Annotated in this window: 14 protein-coding genes; 5 read left to right on the top strand and 9 right to left on the bottom strand. The window is 67.2% G+C overall.

Annotation, left to right across the window (positions count from 1 at the left end):
* Window positions 1–114 precede the first annotated feature (114 nt).
* A complete protein-coding gene (locus AC0KXH_RS18280; protein WP_269262716.1) occupies window positions 115–1,674 on the top strand; it encodes an ABC transporter substrate-binding protein in 1,560 nt (519 codons plus the stop codon).
* A 52-nt stretch (window positions 1,675–1,726) separates the two neighbouring features.
* On the opposite strand, the gene AC0KXH_RS18275 is transcribed toward AC0KXH_RS18280, so the two are convergent.
* From AC0KXH_RS18275 to AC0KXH_RS18255, 5 genes are all read right to left on the bottom strand, one after another.
* On the bottom strand, window positions 1,727–2,350 hold the full coding sequence (locus AC0KXH_RS18275) for a hypothetical protein (RefSeq protein WP_488223825.1): 624 nt from the start codon (window positions 2,348–2,350) through the stop codon (window positions 1,727–1,729).
* Window positions 2,351–2,662: 312 nt separating this feature from the next.
* Window positions 2,663–3,214, bottom strand: a complete 552-nt coding sequence (locus AC0KXH_RS18270) for an ATP-dependent Clp protease proteolytic subunit (protein ID WP_041109583.1) — start codon at window positions 3,212–3,214, stop codon at window positions 2,663–2,665.
* Between the two features lie 70 nt (window positions 3,215–3,284).
* Window positions 3,285–3,491 (bottom strand): DUF2795 domain-containing protein, encoded by a 207-nt coding sequence (locus AC0KXH_RS18265; protein ID WP_041109585.1) that lies wholly within the window; start codon window positions 3,489–3,491, stop codon window positions 3,285–3,287.
* A 57-nt stretch (window positions 3,492–3,548) separates the two neighbouring features.
* Window positions 3,549–3,824, bottom strand: a complete 276-nt coding sequence (locus AC0KXH_RS18260) for a con-10 family general stress protein (protein WP_312764767.1) — start codon at window positions 3,822–3,824, stop codon at window positions 3,549–3,551.
* A gap of 142 nt (window positions 3,825–3,966) precedes the next feature.
* The gene (locus AC0KXH_RS18255) at window positions 3,967–4,872 is read right to left on the bottom strand and encodes a LysR family transcriptional regulator (RefSeq protein ID WP_043223338.1); all 906 of its coding nucleotides are present in this window, start codon (window positions 4,870–4,872) and stop codon (window positions 3,967–3,969) included.
* A gap of 100 nt (window positions 4,873–4,972) precedes the next feature.
* Here AC0KXH_RS18255 and AC0KXH_RS18250 point away from each other — a divergent pair, with 100 nt between their 5' ends.
* From AC0KXH_RS18250 to AC0KXH_RS18235, 4 genes are all read left to right on the top strand, one after another.
* A complete protein-coding gene (locus AC0KXH_RS18250; RefSeq protein ID WP_488223824.1) occupies window positions 4,973–6,214 on the top strand; it encodes a 3-hydroxyacyl-CoA dehydrogenase in 1,242 nt (413 codons plus the stop codon).
* Window positions 6,211–8,001, top strand: a complete 1,791-nt coding sequence (locus AC0KXH_RS18245) for an acyl-CoA dehydrogenase C-terminal domain-containing protein (protein ID WP_488223823.1) — start codon at window positions 6,211–6,213, stop codon at window positions 7,999–8,001. The genes AC0KXH_RS18250 and AC0KXH_RS18245 overlap by 4 nt, the downstream gene beginning before the upstream one ends.
* Window positions 8,002–8,220: 219 nt before the next feature.
* Complete coding sequence (locus AC0KXH_RS18240; protein WP_061339153.1) at window positions 8,221–9,378, top strand: iron-containing alcohol dehydrogenase; 1,158 nt, start codon at window positions 8,221–8,223, stop codon at window positions 9,376–9,378.
* A 27-nt stretch (window positions 9,379–9,405) separates the two neighbouring features.
* Window positions 9,406–9,837 (top strand): acyl-CoA thioesterase, encoded by a 432-nt coding sequence (locus tag AC0KXH_RS18235; RefSeq protein ID WP_061339154.1) that lies wholly within the window; start codon window positions 9,406–9,408, stop codon window positions 9,835–9,837.
* Between the two features lie 56 nt (window positions 9,838–9,893).
* Here the strand turns inward: AC0KXH_RS18235 and AC0KXH_RS18230 are convergent, their stop codons facing one another.
* From AC0KXH_RS18230 to yrfG, 4 genes are all read right to left on the bottom strand, one after another.
* The gene (locus AC0KXH_RS18230; protein WP_061339155.1) at window positions 9,894–10,352 is read right to left on the bottom strand and encodes a YMGG-like glycine zipper-containing protein; all 459 of its coding nucleotides are present in this window, start codon (window positions 10,350–10,352) and stop codon (window positions 9,894–9,896) included.
* A gap of 176 nt (window positions 10,353–10,528) precedes the next feature.
* The gene (gene fdhD / locus AC0KXH_RS18225; RefSeq protein WP_043222476.1) at window positions 10,529–11,362 is read right to left on the bottom strand and encodes a formate dehydrogenase accessory sulfurtransferase FdhD; all 834 of its coding nucleotides are present in this window, start codon (window positions 11,360–11,362) and stop codon (window positions 10,529–10,531) included.
* Window positions 11,363–11,452: 90 nt separating this feature from the next.
* Window positions 11,453–14,008, bottom strand: coding sequence for a PAS domain-containing hybrid sensor histidine kinase/response regulator (locus AC0KXH_RS18220; protein ID WP_043222474.1), 2,556 nt, complete (start codon window positions 14,006–14,008; stop codon window positions 11,453–11,455).
* A gap of 171 nt (window positions 14,009–14,179) precedes the next feature.
* Window positions 14,180–14,857 carry a GMP/IMP nucleotidase gene (gene yrfG / locus AC0KXH_RS18215; RefSeq protein WP_041108478.1) on the bottom strand — a complete coding sequence of 226 codons (678 nt, stop codon included), beginning with the start codon at window positions 14,855–14,857 and terminating at the stop codon, window positions 14,180–14,182.
* Window positions 14,858–14,890: the final 33 nt, after the last annotated feature.

Below are 14,890 nucleotides of genomic sequence, written 5' to 3'. Positions count from 1 at the left end.
GGAATCAAATGGCCATCAAATTGCCTCTTCCGGCTTAAGTAGCTGGGACTAATCTCCGTGTGATGAGTGCTTGTCTTGAACGGGCCTGACGGCGGGTCCGATAGGAGGTCGATGATGTACACACGGCAGAAAACCCTGTTCGCGCTGTCGGCAATGGCCGCGGCCCTGCTGCTCTCGGGGTGTGCGAACAAACTGGTCATCGCCTCGCACGCGCGGCTGACCACGCTTGACCCGATCACCAGCACCGCGTACGTGACGCGCAGCCACGGCTATATGGTCTACGACACGCTGTTCGCGCTCGACGAAGACCTGCGGCAGCGCCCGCAGATGGCGGAAACCTGGACCTCTTCGAGCGACCTCAAGACCTGGCACATCAAGCTGCGCGAAGGCCTGCAATGGCATGACGGTACGCCGGTCACCGCCGAGGACTGCGTCGCCTCGCTGCAGCGTTGGGGCAAGCGTGACGGCGCCGGCCAGCAGCTGTTCCGCAACGTCGAGCGCATCAGCATCGACGATCCGCACACCTTCACCATCGTGCTGCGCGAGCCTGATGTCGGCATCATCCGCACGCTGGGCAAGGTCTCGGTAAACGTTCCGTTCATGATGCCCAAGCGCCTGGCGCAGACCGACGCCTTCACGCCGATTACCGAAGCCACTGGCTCCGGCCCGTTCGTCTATCAGCCCGAGCGATCGACGGCGGACAAGGCCGTCTATGTGCGCAACCCGAACTACAAGCCGCGGCACGACCCGCAGTCGCAGGCCGCCGGCGCCAAGGTGGCGGGCGTCGATGTCGTCGAGTGGCGTTACTACCCGACGCAGCAGGAAGCCGTGCAGCGGCTGCTCGACGGCCGCGTCGACTATGTCGAGTCGCCCTCCACCCGCCTGGTGTCGATGATGGAGGACAAGGCGGACGTGACGGTCGCCTCGACCGACCCGCTGGGCAACGTGGCCATGGCACGCTTCAACCACCAGCAGGCCCCGTTCGACAATCCGGGCGTGCGCCGTGCGGTGCTGATGGCGATGAAACAGGACGCCTACATGTCCGCGGCGCTCGGTGACGCGCGCTACTGGCGCAATTGCTATTCGGTGTTTCCCTGCGGTACGCCGCTGGCCAACGAGGCCGGTAGCGAGGTGATGAAGCAGGGCGATCTCGGCGCCGCCCGCAAGGCCCTGGCCGCGGCGGGCTATGACGGCACGCCGGTGGTGCTGCTCAACCCTGTCGATATGCCGGTGATGACCGCCTTTACCCAGGTGACGGCGAACCTGCTCAAGCAGTTGGGCATGACGGTCGAGGTGCGCGACATGGACTGGGCGACCATGCTGCAACAGCGCGAAAGTCGGGCGCCGGTCGCAGAGGGTGGCTGGAGCATGTTCCACACCTGGTGGAACGCGGCGGATCTGTCCGATACCTCGGCCATTGCCTTCTCCGGCGACCCGCAGAACGGTTGGTTCGGCTGGGCTGACGACGCCGAACTCGAACGCCTGCGGGCCAAGGCGGCCAACGCCAGCGGTGCCGAAAAGCAGGCCCTGGCGCGAGAGATCCAGCAGCGCTTGTGGGATGACGGCGCCTTTGCCGTGCTCGGGCAGTTCTTCGAGCCGGTCGCCTTCCGCAGCGACCTGCAGGGCATCACCTCGCCGATGCAGTTCTACTGGGGCGTCTCGCACGCCAAGTGAGTGCAGCGCGCCGGCAAGGCCCGCCGTGATGGCGGGCCTTGCCGTTTGCGGGCTACTGCCCCGGCTCGGGACGCAGCCAGCCGGCCAGGTCGAAAAACAGCTCGCCGAGTTCGCGGAACTCGCCGGCCGCCGGGCTCCAACGGTCGACCAGGTGGTAGTGCCCGCCGCGCTGGCCTTCGATGACCCACTGCCCGCCGTGCACGCCGTAGAGCGTGCCCGAGGTCGGCAGGTGCCAGAAGTCGGCGCGCTGCAGGGCCTTTCGCAGGCGCTGCCAATCCTCGGCGGTCAGGCGCTGCAAGGAGCGGGCGAGCGGCTCGCCGGGTTCGGCCCAGCCCCAGCCCGAGAGCTGGGCGGCGGCCAGCGTGGCGCCCTCGCCGTCGGCGGTCACGCGGATCACCACCGGGTGGGCCAGGTTATTGAGCCAGAGCAGCCGATAGCTCTCTGCGGCCTCGGCCGGCGCGCAGGCCAGCGACGGTTCGCCCAGACGCTGCAACGGAGCGGCGTAGCGGCGCCGGCGCAGTTCGTCCGAGGCGGGGTACTGGCTGGGAAACAGACCGGTGGGGAAATAGGACGCTTCGTCCGCGCAGGAGCGACCGGGCGTCTGCGCGCAGCCGGCCAGGCCCAGCAACGCAAACCCTCCGAGAATGATCACCGCTCGCCAGCCCTTGCCCGTCATGCTCGACACCTCCGCGCGGTATGGAAGGCCAATGTGCCTCGCTCGACCGGCGACAGGACTGATCCGGCTCAACGACGTGCCTGATGCGAGATAGGCATTAATCCTGTTTCGTTATAGCAAAAGGCTTACAAGACGCGACGGCGTTCTGCGCTGCCCCTGCCACTGACCGCCGGCTAATCTATGCCCATCTCTGAAGCGCAGGACGCGCTCGGGATCATGGATGACAGGCCATTGCCAGGACGGCGCCCCGAATGGATTCGGAATGGTCAGAAAAAACCCGCCTCGGCGGGTTTTTTGCTTTCCGGTCCAGGGCTAGGAGTGCACGCACCAGCTCACCGCGTCGCGCGGCACGCCGCATTCGTCGATCGCGTGGATCATGCCGGTCGCCAGCGCGGCTTCCGGCTCGAGGATACGCGGCGAGGCCTTCAGGTAATCGGGAATGTCCAGCGGCTCGCGCGCGCCCTGGGTGCGTTCCTCGACGATGCGCGCATAGAGCACCAGGTCTTCGTCCAGGCTCATCGCGTACTCGGACATCCGTGCATGGTCGACCGAGCCATGCAGCGTCCAGTGGAACGGGTGGAAGAGGAACTTGCTGTGCCGGCACGCCGTGCGCCGCTCGCCAGCGAGAAAGATGATGTTGCCCATCGATTCCACGGTGCCCAGGTTGTGCGTGTGCACCGGGATCGGCAGCGCCATCAAGAAGTTGTACATGGAAAAGCCGTAGCTGCATTCGCCGCCCATGGTGGCGATCTTGATGACCAGGCGGGAGGCGCCGTCCTGGACCGCTTGCGAGCATTTGGCGATGAGCTGGCCGCAGGTCGCCGAATTGATCGGCGCGGTGAAGTTGACGATATGAACGGTCATGATTCGACTTCTTGTGTTGCGAGCGATGGGTCAGCCAGTGAGGCGGGCGGCAGGCCCGCCTCGTGGCGCTCTAGTGGGCTTCGCCGTAGCCCTTCATCACGTCCGCCATGTTGCCGTACTGCTGCTCCGGCATACGTTCGAGGACGTCGACGACATCCTGCTCGGCGCCGTTCTGCCTGGCGTGCTGGAGCAGGTCCTGTTTGTTTGCAGGGTAGTCGATACCCTTGAGGTAGGTTGCCACGTTGGCGGGTGATTCGCCGCCTACTCCGCGCGTCATGCTGACCTCCTGGGATGCTGGCGAGCGGACGAGAGGCCCGCTCGCGGGTGGATGACATCAGCTGTTGTGGCCGCCTCCGCTGTGCTGGCCGCCCTTGCGCCCGGCTTCGGAAGCCTTTTCGCGGTCATTGGCAAAATTGCCGCCGCTGTTCTGCCCACCTTTGCGACCCGCTTGCGCGGCGCGCTCGGGGTCATTCTTGAAGTTGCCGCCACTGGCCTGGCCGCCCTTGCTTCCGATGTCCTGATAGAACGCCTTGTCGTGGCTTGCGGCGGTCGCCTCCCCACCTTTGCGGCCCGCTTCGTTCACGCTCATGCTGTCTTTCTTGTCAGCCATTGGGTCCTCCAGAAAATTGGATCGACAAAGTCGGACGATGCCTTTCGCGTCGTCACACCTGTTCTGAAAGAGTCCGGCAGGCCAAGTTCAGCCGCCTGAGACGAGTGGTAAATGGCCTTGCGCCATGCCCTTGGCGCTTGCGCTAGGCCTGTTCCTCGGCCAGCTGCGCGATCTCTCCGATCAGCCATTGCAGTGCGGCATCGTTCTGCCGTTGCGCCACGCTGACCAGGTCCAGCTGGAAAGGCCCTAATGCGAAGGGCAGGTCCAGCAATGCCAGCGGCATGAGCGCGGCGAAGTGCCGGGCCAGCCGTGTCGGCAAGACCACCGCCAGGTCGCTGGCGGCGACGACGTGCGGCGCCTGCAGATAGCTCGGCGTGGTGTAGACGACCTCGCGGCTCAGGCCCTGCTCCTGAAGCCACAGGTCGACCATGCCGCGGGTCTGGCCGCCGTGTACCCAGAGGTGCCGCAGCTGCAGGAAAGCCGGTAGATCAAGTGGCCGTTGGGCCAGCGGGTGCCCCTTGCGCAGCACCACCTGCAGGCCTTCGCTGGCCCAGCGGCGGGTCTGGAAGCGGGTCGGCACCTCGAGGAAACGGCCCAGTGCCAGGTCGATCTCGCCGCGGTCGAGCGCCTCGGCCGGCAGCGTCGGGGTGAGCGGCTCGATCGCCAGCCGGACGCCCGGCGCCACCTGGGCCAGGCGCTTCATCAGCGCCGGCATGCACAGCAGCTCGACGTAATCGGTGACGGCTACGGTGAAATGCGCCTGGCTGCTGGCCGGATCGAACAGGTCGCCGGCATTGAGCGAATCCTCGATGCGTGCAAGCGCGTCGCGGATCGGCAACTCGAGGCCGAGCGCCCGCGGCGTTGGCTGCATGCTGCGACCGACGCGAACCAGCAGCGGATCGTCGAGCAATTCGCGCAAACGCCCCAGCGCATTGCTCACCGCCGGCTGGCTGAGGGACAGGCGTTGCGCAGCGCGTGAGACGTTGCGCTCGCGCAGCAGGGCGTCGAGCACCTTGAGCAGATTGAGATCGAAGCCGGATATATTCACTTGGTGAATCCAAACCATCACAAGACAAAATTTCAAAAATAGTACCGGCTTCGTCTAAGGTTGGTCTCCTGTTTTTCGCCCCTGCGATGAGGATCGTGCAATGCAGCAAACCCGCTACGACATCCAGTGCGCCGCCGTCATCGGCGCCGGAACCATGGGCCGCGGTATCGCCATGAGCCTGGCCAGTGCCGGCATCGAGGTGCTGTGGCTGGACAAGGACGCACAGATGCTCGAGCAGGCGCTGGGCGTGGTCGCCGACACCTTTGCTCACAACGTGCGCCAGGGGCGTATCGACGAGGGCGAAGCGGCTGCCCGGCGCCAGCGTATCCGGCCGGTCGCCGGCTACGCGGAGCTGGCCGAGGTCGATCTGGTGATCGAGGCGGTCTACGAGAACCTGGCGCTCAAGCAGGCGATCTTCGGCGAGCTGGATGGCGTGGTTCGCGCCGGTGCGATCCTTGCCAGCAATACCTCGGCGCTGGATATCGATGCCATCGCCGCCGTCACCAAGCGCCCCGAGCAGGTGCTGGGCCTGCACTTCTTCAGCCCGGCGCACATCATGAAGCTGCTGGAGATCGTCCGCGGCGCGCAGACCGACAAGGCCGTGCTGGACGCCGCGCTCGAGCTGGGCCGGCGCATGGGCAAGGTGGCGGTGGTCTCCGGCAATTGCCCGGGCTTCATCGGCAACCGCATGCTCAAGACCTACGTGAGCGAGGCGCGCGCCATGCTGCTCGAAGGCGCCTACCCGCACCAGGTGGACGCCGCCCTGCAGGGCTTTGGTTTCGCCATGGGGCCGTTCCGCATGTACGACGTGGTCGGCATCGACCTCGAATGGCGTGCCCGCGAGCTGGCCGGCCAGGGGCAGGACGATCCGCTGGTGCAGGTCGACAACCGCCTCTGCGCGCTCGGCCGCTTCGGCCAGAAGAGTCGCATGGGCTATTACCGCTACGCCGAAGGCAGCCGCCAGGCCGAGCACGATCCCGAAGTCGATGCGCTGGTGCAGCAGATCGCCGAACGGCTGGGCTATCAGCGCCGCGCGATCGGCGCCGAGGAGATCGTCGAGCGCTGCTTGCTGGCGCTGGTCAACGAGGGCGCGAAGATCCTCGAGGAAGGCATCGCGGCCAACAGCCATCATGTCGACCTGGTGTACCTGAATGGTTATGGCTTCCCGGCCGACAAGGGCGGGCCGATGGCCTGGGCCGATGCGCAGGGCGTGAGCGGCATTCGCGACCGCCTGCTGGCGCTGCAGGAGCGCTTCGGCGCGCACTGGCAGCCGGCCGCGCTGATCGAACGCCTGGCCGCCGGGGGCAAGCGATTCAGCGACGTGCAGGAGGGCCGCGCATGAACTACGTGGCCCCGCTGCGCGACATGCGCTTCAACCTGCACGAACTGTTCGACGTCAGCGCGCACTGCGAACGGCTTGGTAACGGCCTGGACCGCGAGCTGATCGATGGCGTCTTGGAGGAAGCGGCGCGCTACACCGGCGGCGAGATCGCCCCGCTCAATCGCAACAGCGATGAAGAAGGCGTGACCCTGGAGAACGGCGAGGTCAGAACGCCGCAGGGCTTCGTCGAAGCCTACAAGCAGTACGTCGACAACGGCTGGGCGAGCATGACCGGGCCGACCGAATACGGTGGCCAGGGCTTTCCGCAGATGGTGGCGTGCAACTTCCACGAGATGCTGATGGCCGCTTCGCTGTCCTTTCGCATCTACTCGGGCCTGACCGAGGGCGCGGTGCTGGCGTTGTACAAGCACGGCAGCGAGGCGCTGAAGAACGCCTATCTGGAGAAACTGGTCAGCGGTCGCTGGAGCGGCACCATGTGCCTGACCGAACCGCAGGCCGGCACCGACCTCGCGCTGCTGCGCACCCGCGCTGAGCCGCAGGCGGACGGCAGCTACAAGGTCAGCGGCAGCAAGATCTTCATTTCCGGCGGCGAGCACGACATGAGCGAGAACATCGTGCACCTGGTGCTGGCCCGTCTGCCGGATGCGCCGGCCGGGGTGAAGGGCATCAGCCTGTTGCTGGTGCCCAAGTTCATCGCCAACGCCGACGGCACCCCGGGCGAGCGTAACGCACTGGCCTGCGGCGCCATCGAGCACAAGATGGGCATCAAGGGCGCGGCAACCTGCGTGATGAACTTCGACGGCGCCACCGGCTGGATCGTCGGCGAGCCGAACCAGGGCCTGGCGTGCATGTTCACCATGATGAACGACGCGCGCTTTCAGGTCGGCCTGCAGGGGCTGGGCATCGCCGAGCAGGCCTACCAGGGCGCCCTGGCCTATGCCCGAGAGCGGCTTCAGTCGCGCTCGCTGGCAGGCGCGGCGCACCCGGACAAGCCGGCCGACCCGATCATCGTGCACCCGGACGTGCGGCGCATGCTGCTGACGCAAAAGACGCTGGTCGAGGGCAGCCGCATGCTCGCCGCCTACTGCGCACGCGAGCTGGACCTCGAACACGGCCACCCGGATGCGGCGGCCCGCAAGGCCGCGGGCAAGCGCGCGGCGCTGCTGATTCCGATCGTCAAAGCCTTCTTCACCGACATGGGCCAGGAAGTCGCCAGCCTCGGCGTACAGGTCTATGGCGGTCACGGCTATATCCGCGAGTGGGGCATGGAGCAGCTGATGCGCGACAGCCGCATCACCCAGCTCTATGAGGGCACCAACGGCATCCAGGCGCTGGACCTGATCCGCCGCAAGCTGATGGGCGATGGCGGCGCCGAGCTGAAGGCGATCGCGGACGAGTTCCTGGCCCTGTGCGACGCGTTGGCAGACGTCCAGGCGCTGGCCGATCTGGTCGCGCCGGTGCGGGCGCGCCTGCAGGAGTGGCGCGCGCTGACCGATGAGGTGCTGGCCCGTATCGCGCAGGATCCGCAGGAGATCGGCGCGGTGTCGGTGGATTTTCTCCAGTATTCGTCCTACGTCTTATTGGCCGGGCTCTGGCTGAAAGCCGCCGGCCGCGCCCAGCAGGTGCTGGCGGCGGGCAGCGACGAGGCCGCGTTCTACGACGCCAAGCTGCACAGCGCGCGCTTCTACGTGCGACGCGTGCTGCCGCGTGCCAGTGCGCATCGCGAGGCGCTGCTCGGCGGGGCGGACTGCCTGATGGCGATGCCGGAGGCGCAGTTCGCGTTTTGATCTGTGCCTGATGCGCTCAATGCGTGTTCCCGCCAGGTCGGCGGGCGTGGCCGCCCCGTTCGCCAGCAAGCTGGCTCCTACAGGTGAGCGGCCTCTGGCCGTTTTCGTACCAACCAGGCCCGCGTTGCCTTTCGTAGGAGCCAGCTTGCTGGCGAAGCGTCCAACGCTCAAATCCTCCCCCCGCGGGGAGGCGGTCTTTTCTGGAATAAGGAGGCACCGATGCACCCGTTCAGTTTCGCCACCACCGCCCAACTGATCTGCGAGCCGGGCTCGGCCAAGCGCCTGGCCAGCCTGTGCCGTGAGCGCGAAGCGCGCTCGGTATTGATTGTCACCGACCCGGGCATCACCCGCCTGGGCCTGCTCGACCGGGTGCTGCCGGGCTTCGCGGCCGAGGGGGTAGAGGTCGCGGTGTATGACCAGGTGCTGGCCGACCCGCCGGAATCCGTCATCCTGGCGGCGGTGGAGCAGGCGCGGGCGCAGCAGGCGGGGCTGATCGTCGGCTTCGGCGGCGGCAGCTCGATGGACGTCGCCAAGCTGGTCGCCCTCCTGGCGCACCCGGACAACCGTCAATCGCTGCACGACATCTACGGCGTCGGCAACGCCAAAGGCCAGCGCCTGCCGCTGATCCAGGTGCCGACGACCGCCGGCACCGGTTCGGAAGTCACCCAGATCGCCATCATCACCACCGGCGAGACGACGAAGATGGGCGTGGTCTCGCCGATGCTGCTGCCGGACCTGGCCCTGCTCGATGCGGACCTGACGCTCGGCCTGCCGCCGGCGGTGACGGCGGCGACCGGAATCGACGCCATGGTGCATGCCATCGAGGCCTACACCAGCGCGCTGAAGAAAAACCCGCTGTCCGACCTGCTGGCCTGCGAAGCGCTGCGGCTGTTGTCGGACAACCTCGAAGAGGTGGTGCGCAACGGCGCCAACCGCGAGGCGCGCCAGGCCATGCTGCTGGGTGCCTGCCTGGCCGGACAGGCGTTCGCCAATGCGCCGGTTGCCGCGGTGCATGCGCTGGCCTATCCGCTGGGCGGCAACTTCCATATTCCGCACGGGCTGTCCAACGCGCTGGTTCTGCCCCATGTGCTGCGCTTCAATCTCGAGGCCGCCCGGCCACTGTACCGCGAGCTGGCGCCGATCCTGCTGGGCGCACGCCTGCAGGCCGGACGCTGTGCCGCCGAGCAGCTGATCGAGACGTTCGACCAGCTCAGCGCCCAGGTCGGCCTGCCCACGCGCCTGCGCGACGCCGGCGTGCCCGAGGCGATGCTGCCGCAGCTGGCGCGCGAGGCGATGCAGCAGCAACGGCTGCTGGTGAACAATCCGCGCGAAGTCACCGAGGCCGACGCGCTGGCGATCTACCGCGCGGCCTATTGACCGACGCTCGACATTCAGGAGGCGGCGATGACCGCGCAACCGAAACACCTGCGTAGCGATTACCGGCACTTTCAGCCGATCACCACGCGCTGGCACGACAACGATATCTACGGGCACGTCAACAACGTGACCTACTACGGATTCTTCGACACGGCGGTCAACACCTATCTGATCCAGCAGGGCGGGCTGGATATCCATGGCGGGGAGGTGGTGGGGTTCGTGGTCAGCTCGTCGTGCGACTACTTCGCCTCGATCAGCTTTCCCGACCTGATCGAGGTCGGTGTGAGGGTCGCCCGGCTGGGCAATTCATCGGTGCAGTACGAGTTGGCGATCTTCCGCCAGGGCGAGCATGAAGCCTGTGCCGCCGGGCGTTTCGTGCATGTCTTCGTGCGCCGGGCCGACAACCGGCCGACGCCGATACCCGAGCGTCTGCGCGGTGCACTGGAGGCGCTGGCCTGAAACGAAAAAAGGGCCGGCAGCGCAGTGCTGGCCGGCCCTCGACAGGCGGTTGATGCTCAGCGGTGATGCTTGTGCCACTTGTGCTTGTAGTGGCCCTTGCCCGGATGACCGTAACGGTAGCGTTCGCGGTAGCCGCGGCCATCGCGATAGTCGTCGTCATCGTCGCCATAGGCATTGCCCAGTGCACCGCCGGCACCACCGCCCACGGCCGCGCCGATCAGCCCGCCGGTGCTGCCGCCGACCCGCTGGCCGATGACGTTGCCGCCAGCCGCGCCGAGGCCGCCGCCGAGCGCCGCTTCGGTGCGGCTGCGCTTGTCCGCGCCGATGGCGCCACCGGCGGCGCCGCCGACCCCGGCGCCAATCGCGGCGCCGGTGGTGCCACCCAGATGCTCCCCGACGACCGAGCCCAATGCCCCGCCGAGCGCGCCGCCCACGGCCGCCTCGGTATTGCTACCGGCAAACGCGGTGCTGCTGAGCAGGCTCGCGGACAACAGCAGAATCGACGAATACTTCATAGGAAAACCCCGATTGGTGGATTGCGCCGCGATCTGAACCCGTAACGCCGCCGTCCACAAGCATTCATCGATAAATTGCGTGAGCCATCTCTCGATTGACAAGTATTTGAAATAGTTGAGGAACTTGGTCGCAAGCGAAGCGGTCAGAGGCCATTCGGCTTGCGCTGCCGTGGGCGCTAGGCGCCGGGTTCGGCGGGGCTGTAGACCCGTGGCTCGCTGTGGTGCGGCAGGTGGATCAGGTTGAGGTTGTGCTGCTGTGCCCAGCGCGCGGCAAGCCCGGTCGGTGCCGACAGGCTGACCAGGGTGCCGATGCCGGCGCGCTGCACCTTGTGGATCAGTTCCAGGCTGCAGCGGCTGGTGACGATCGCCAGACCGCCGGCAGCCTCGAGCCGCTGCCGCGCCAGCGCACCGATCAGCTTGTCCAGTGCGTTATGCCGGCCGATGTCCTCGCGCGCCAGCCGGATTTCGCCGCTGGCGTCCATGAACAGCGCACAGTGCACCGCGCCGCAGTCGTGCGCCAGGGGCTGGAAGGCCGCGATGCGCTGGCGCAGGCCGTTCAGATAGCCTGGCTCGGGCAAGGCCGAAGGTGGCAGCGGTGCCAGCCGCGGCAGCGCCTGTTCGAGCGCCTCGACTCCGCACAGGCCGCAGCTGCTGGTACCCGGCAGGCCGCGGCGCTGCTGCTTGAGCCGCCAGAAGGCGCGGCTGGATATTTCGACCTCGGCCTGCCGCGCGCTACGGGTGCCGCTGAGACGGAGGTCGTAGATCTCGCCGCGGTGCTCGACGATGCCGGCGCCCAGGCTGAAGCCGACCACGAAATCCTCGAGATCGGCCGGCGAGACCATCATCACCGCCTGGCTGATGCCGTTGTAGGCCAGCGCCAGGGCGCATTCCTCAGCGAGCTCGACCGGCTGCTCGGCCGGCTCGCCAAGAGCGTGGAAGTGATAGCGACGACTCGCGCCAACCGGCACGGCATCGACGACTTTCAGGTTGGCACGGGCAGCGGATCTCATGGCGTAAACGTCAGACAGGGCACGGGTTCAATTGTGAACCCGGGCTGCCGGCGAACGTTCCGCGCCCGGCGATGGCCGGTCGCGCTGGCGCTAGGCGTCCCTGCCGGCGGCGAGCATGTCGCGTACGTGCTGGGCCAGGGCATCGACGCTGAACGGTTTGCTGATCATGTCCATGCCCTGCTCGAGAAAGCCCGAACTGGCAGCCTGCTCGGCGTAGCCGGTCATGAACAGCACCGGCAGCTCGGGGCGGTGCTGGCGGGCGATGTCGGCCAGCTGGCGGCCGTTCATGCCGGGCAGACCGACGTCGGTGACCAGCAGGTCGATGTGTTCGCTGCTTTCGAGGATGCGCGCTGCGGCGCGCGGTTCGGCGGCCTCGATCGCGCAGTATCCGAGCATGCCGAGCACATCGAGGACCAGCAGGCGCACGGCCGGGTCGTCCTCGACCACCAGCACGGTTTCGCCTTGTTGCGCCTGTGGTGCTTCGCTTGCCTGGCGCAGGTCCTCGGCCGGCAGCGTCAGCTGCGGATGCACCGGCAGGTACAGGCGTACCTCGGTGCCCTGGCCCGGCTCGCTGTCGATCAGCACATGGCCGCCGGCCTGGCGGGCGAAACCGTAGATCATCGACAGGCCGAGGCCCGTGCCCTGGCCGATCGGCTTGGTGGTGAAGAACGGTTCGAAGGCGCTGGCCAGTACCTTGGCACTCATGCCGCAGCCGCTGTCGATCACGCTCAGCGTCACGTAGGGGCCGGCTTCCAGGTCGCCGACTTCGCCATCGCGCCGCAGCTCGACGTTCGCCGTGGCGATGCACAGGGTGCCGCCGTCGGGCATCGCGTCGCGCGCGTTGATCACCAGGTTGAGCAGTGCGCTTTCGAGCTGGTTTTCGTCGCTGATCGCCGGCAACAGATCGGTGGTCAGCTGGGTATCGATGCGGATGTGGCTGCCGAGCGTGCGCACCAGCAGGTCGTGCATCGACACGATCAGGCCGTTGAGCTCGACCCGGCGCAGGTTCAGCGGTTGCCGGCGGGCAAAGGCCAGCAGGCGATGGGTCAGGGCGGCGGCGCGATTGGCCGAGGTGAACGCGGCCTCGATGAAACGGCCGGTTTCCAGGTGGCGGCCCGACTGGTTGTAGCGCTGAATCAGCTCCAGGCCGCCAATGATGCCGGTGAGCATGTTGTTGAAGTCATGGGCGATGCCGCCGGTGAGCTGGCCGACCGCCTCCATCTTCTGCGCCTGGCGCAAGGCCTCCTGCGCCTGCTCGCGGCTGGCCATTTCCTTGAGCAGGCGTTCGTAGACCTGCGCCAGCGCCTCGGTGCGCTCCTGGATGCGGCTTTCGAGCGTCTCGTTCAGCTCGCGCAGCGCCTGCTCGGCCTTCCAGCGTTCGGTCACGTCGATGGCCATGGCGAAGAAGCCGCGCACCTTGCCCTGCTCGTCGTGCCTGGGCAGGTATTGCACCAGGGCGTGTCGAGCCGAGCCGTCGCAGTGCGGCGCATAGGCTTCGAAGTTCACCGGCTCGCCGGCCAGCGCCCGCTGGATGGCGGACTCGCGGATCAGATAGGCCTTGTCGCCGATCACCTCGCGCACGGTCTTGCCGTACAGCCACTGCGGTGAATGACCGAACCAGTCCTCGTAGTGACGATTGTTGAAGCGGAATCGCTGCTGGTCGTCGACATAGCCGATGAGGATGGGCAGCGAGTCGGTGATCGCCTTGATCTCCGTCTCGCTCTTGCGCAGCGCCTGCTCGCTGGCGTGCTGGCGGGTAATGTCCATCACCGCGCCGGTGAAGTGCAGCGCCTCGTCGCCGTCGCGCTGACAGCGGCCGCGTGCCTGGGCCCAGCGCGGCGTCTCGTGCGCAGCGGCGAGCCGATAACGCTCGTTGAAGGGGCCGCCCTGGCGCAGGCAGCGTTCGACGGCCTGGCGCACCGCGCTGCGGTCCTCCGGGTGGATGTGCGCGAAGAAGTCCTGGACGTGGAAGCCCTGTTGCCCGGCCTCGCTACGCTCGTCCAGGCGCGACAGCAGCTCCAGTTCCTGGCCGGGCAGCGCGCGGTTGGCATCCCAGTCCCAGATGCCGATCAGGTCGCTGGCCTCGAGCGCCAATTGCAGCCGGCGCACGCTGTGGCGCTGGAAGTCGGCATCCAGCTGGTGGCGCAGCGCGGCCTGCGACAGGCGTTCTTCGGTGCGGATCTGCTGGGTGGTCTCACGCAGGCACAGCAGTAATCCGCAGATGCCGCCTTCGCTGCCGCGAATGGGGCTCAGGGCGAGGTCGAACCAGGCGTCGTAGGCCTGGCCGTCGCGCTCTAGGCGCAGCCGTTCGCTTTCCAGCAGACGGGCCTCGCCACGGCGCGCGCGGTCGCAGGCCGGTGCCAGCAGCGCCCAGCTCTCCTGCCAGCCGCGGCAAGCCGGCGCTCCCAGCTCGGCCGGATGGCGGCTGCCGATGAGACGGGCGTGTGCGTCGTTGTAGAGCTGGATGTCCGCCTCGCCCCAGAGAATGCACATCGGCAACGGGGCTTCGAGTACCGTCTCGACCAGCAGGCGCAGCGTGGCTGGCCATGCCTCGGGCGCGCCGAGCGGCGTCGCGGTCCAGTCGTGCCGGCGAATCCGTTCGCCCATTTCGCTCTCGCTGTGCGGCCAGCGCTGCGCTAATGCCATGCGTTCTCCATCCCTTTGCACCGGGCTCGACGGCCCCTGGTTCGCTTTGTATCAGCTGCAGGTCGCGCGACCTGCAGCGGGCGGTGTCAATCGAACGTCCGTTGTCGAACGACCCGCCAGTCATCTGGCGCAGAGTGTAATGATTTCGGCCCGCTGCCGCTGCTGTTTCGTCTAGCCGGCGGCCTCCAGGCTTTGCACCAGATCACGGTAATCGTCCACGGCGGCGAATTCCTCGGTGTCCTTGGCGCCGCGTCGGCTGTCGGGCTCGCGCACCGCCAGCAGATGCGCCACGCCGAAGCGCCCCGCACTGCGCAGGATCGGCAGGCTGTCGTCGATGAACAGCGCGCGACCCGGCTCGAACGCGATGTCCTGCTTCAGCGCATGCCAGAACTGCGCCTCCTCCTTCGGGTAACCATAGTCGTGCGAGCTGATCAGGCGATCGAACCAGGGCGCCAGCTCGACGCGCTCGAGCTTGAGCGAGAGCGAATCGCGGTGGGCGTTGGTGATCAGCACGACCCGCTTGCGCGCCTGGCGCAGCGCGGCGAGGAAGGTATCGGCCGCCGGGCGCAGGGCGATCAGGTGGGCGATCTCGCGCTTCATCTCGCGGATCGGGAGGTCCAGCTCGCGCGTCCAGTAGTCCAGGCAGTACCAGGTCAGGCGGCCCTGGTGCTCGTTGAACAGCGGACCGAGCTCGAGCTCGGCCATCGCCTGGCTGATGCCGTGGCGTTCGGCGTAGCGGGCCGGAAGAAACTCGAGCCAGAAATGGTTATCGAAATGCAGGTCCAGCAGGGTTCCGTCCATGTCCAGCAGGACGGTGTCTATCTCGCGCCAGGGCAGGTTGGCAGTCATGGCAGGCTCGCGGCAGGTGGCGGATCGGCGGTG

Source organism: Stutzerimonas sp. CXK-1 (genome assembly GCF_057738225.1).
Note: the sequence above shows the minus strand (reverse complement) of the source record. Positions and strands in the feature narration are given on the sequence as shown.

Bases quoted from the DNA above. Each gene is read 5' to 3' on its own strand.
- AC0KXH_RS18250 (WP_488223824.1), top strand. From the start codon at position 4,973: ATGCAGCAAACCCGCTACGACATCCAGTGCGCCGCCGTCATCGGCGCC.
- AC0KXH_RS18245 (WP_488223823.1), top strand. From the start codon at position 6,211: ATGAACTACGTGGCCCCGCTGCGCGACATGCGCTTCAACCTGCACGAA.
- AC0KXH_RS18280 (WP_269262716.1), top strand. From the start codon at position 115: ATGTACACACGGCAGAAAACCCTGTTCGCGCTGTCGGCAATGGCCGCG.
- AC0KXH_RS18220 (WP_043222474.1), bottom strand. From the start codon at position 14,008: ATGGCATTAGCGCAGCGCTGGCCGCACAGCGAGAGCGAAATGGGCGAA.
- yrfG (WP_041108478.1), bottom strand. From the start codon at position 14,857: ATGACTGCCAACCTGCCCTGGCGCGAGATAGACACCGTCCTGCTGGAC.
- AC0KXH_RS18260 (WP_312764767.1), bottom strand. From the start codon at position 3,824: ATGGCTGACAAGAAAGACAGCATGAGCGTGAACGAAGCGGGCCGCAAA.
- AC0KXH_RS18235 (WP_061339154.1), top strand. From the start codon at position 9,406: ATGACCGCGCAACCGAAACACCTGCGTAGCGATTACCGGCACTTTCAG.
- AC0KXH_RS18230 (WP_061339155.1), bottom strand. From the start codon at position 10,352: ATGAAGTATTCGTCGATTCTGCTGTTGTCCGCGAGCCTGCTCAGCAGC.
- fdhD (WP_043222476.1), bottom strand. From the start codon at position 11,362: ATGAGATCCGCTGCCCGTGCCAACCTGAAAGTCGTCGATGCCGTGCCG.
- AC0KXH_RS18270 (WP_041109583.1), bottom strand. From the start codon at position 3,214: ATGACCGTTCATATCGTCAACTTCACCGCGCCGATCAATTCGGCGACC.
- AC0KXH_RS18265 (WP_041109585.1), bottom strand. From the start codon at position 3,491: ATGACGCGCGGAGTAGGCGGCGAATCACCCGCCAACGTGGCAACCTAC.
- AC0KXH_RS18275 (WP_488223825.1), bottom strand. From the start codon at position 2,350: ATGACGGGCAAGGGCTGGCGAGCGGTGATCATTCTCGGAGGGTTTGCG.
- AC0KXH_RS18240 (WP_061339153.1), top strand. From the start codon at position 8,221: ATGCACCCGTTCAGTTTCGCCACCACCGCCCAACTGATCTGCGAGCCG.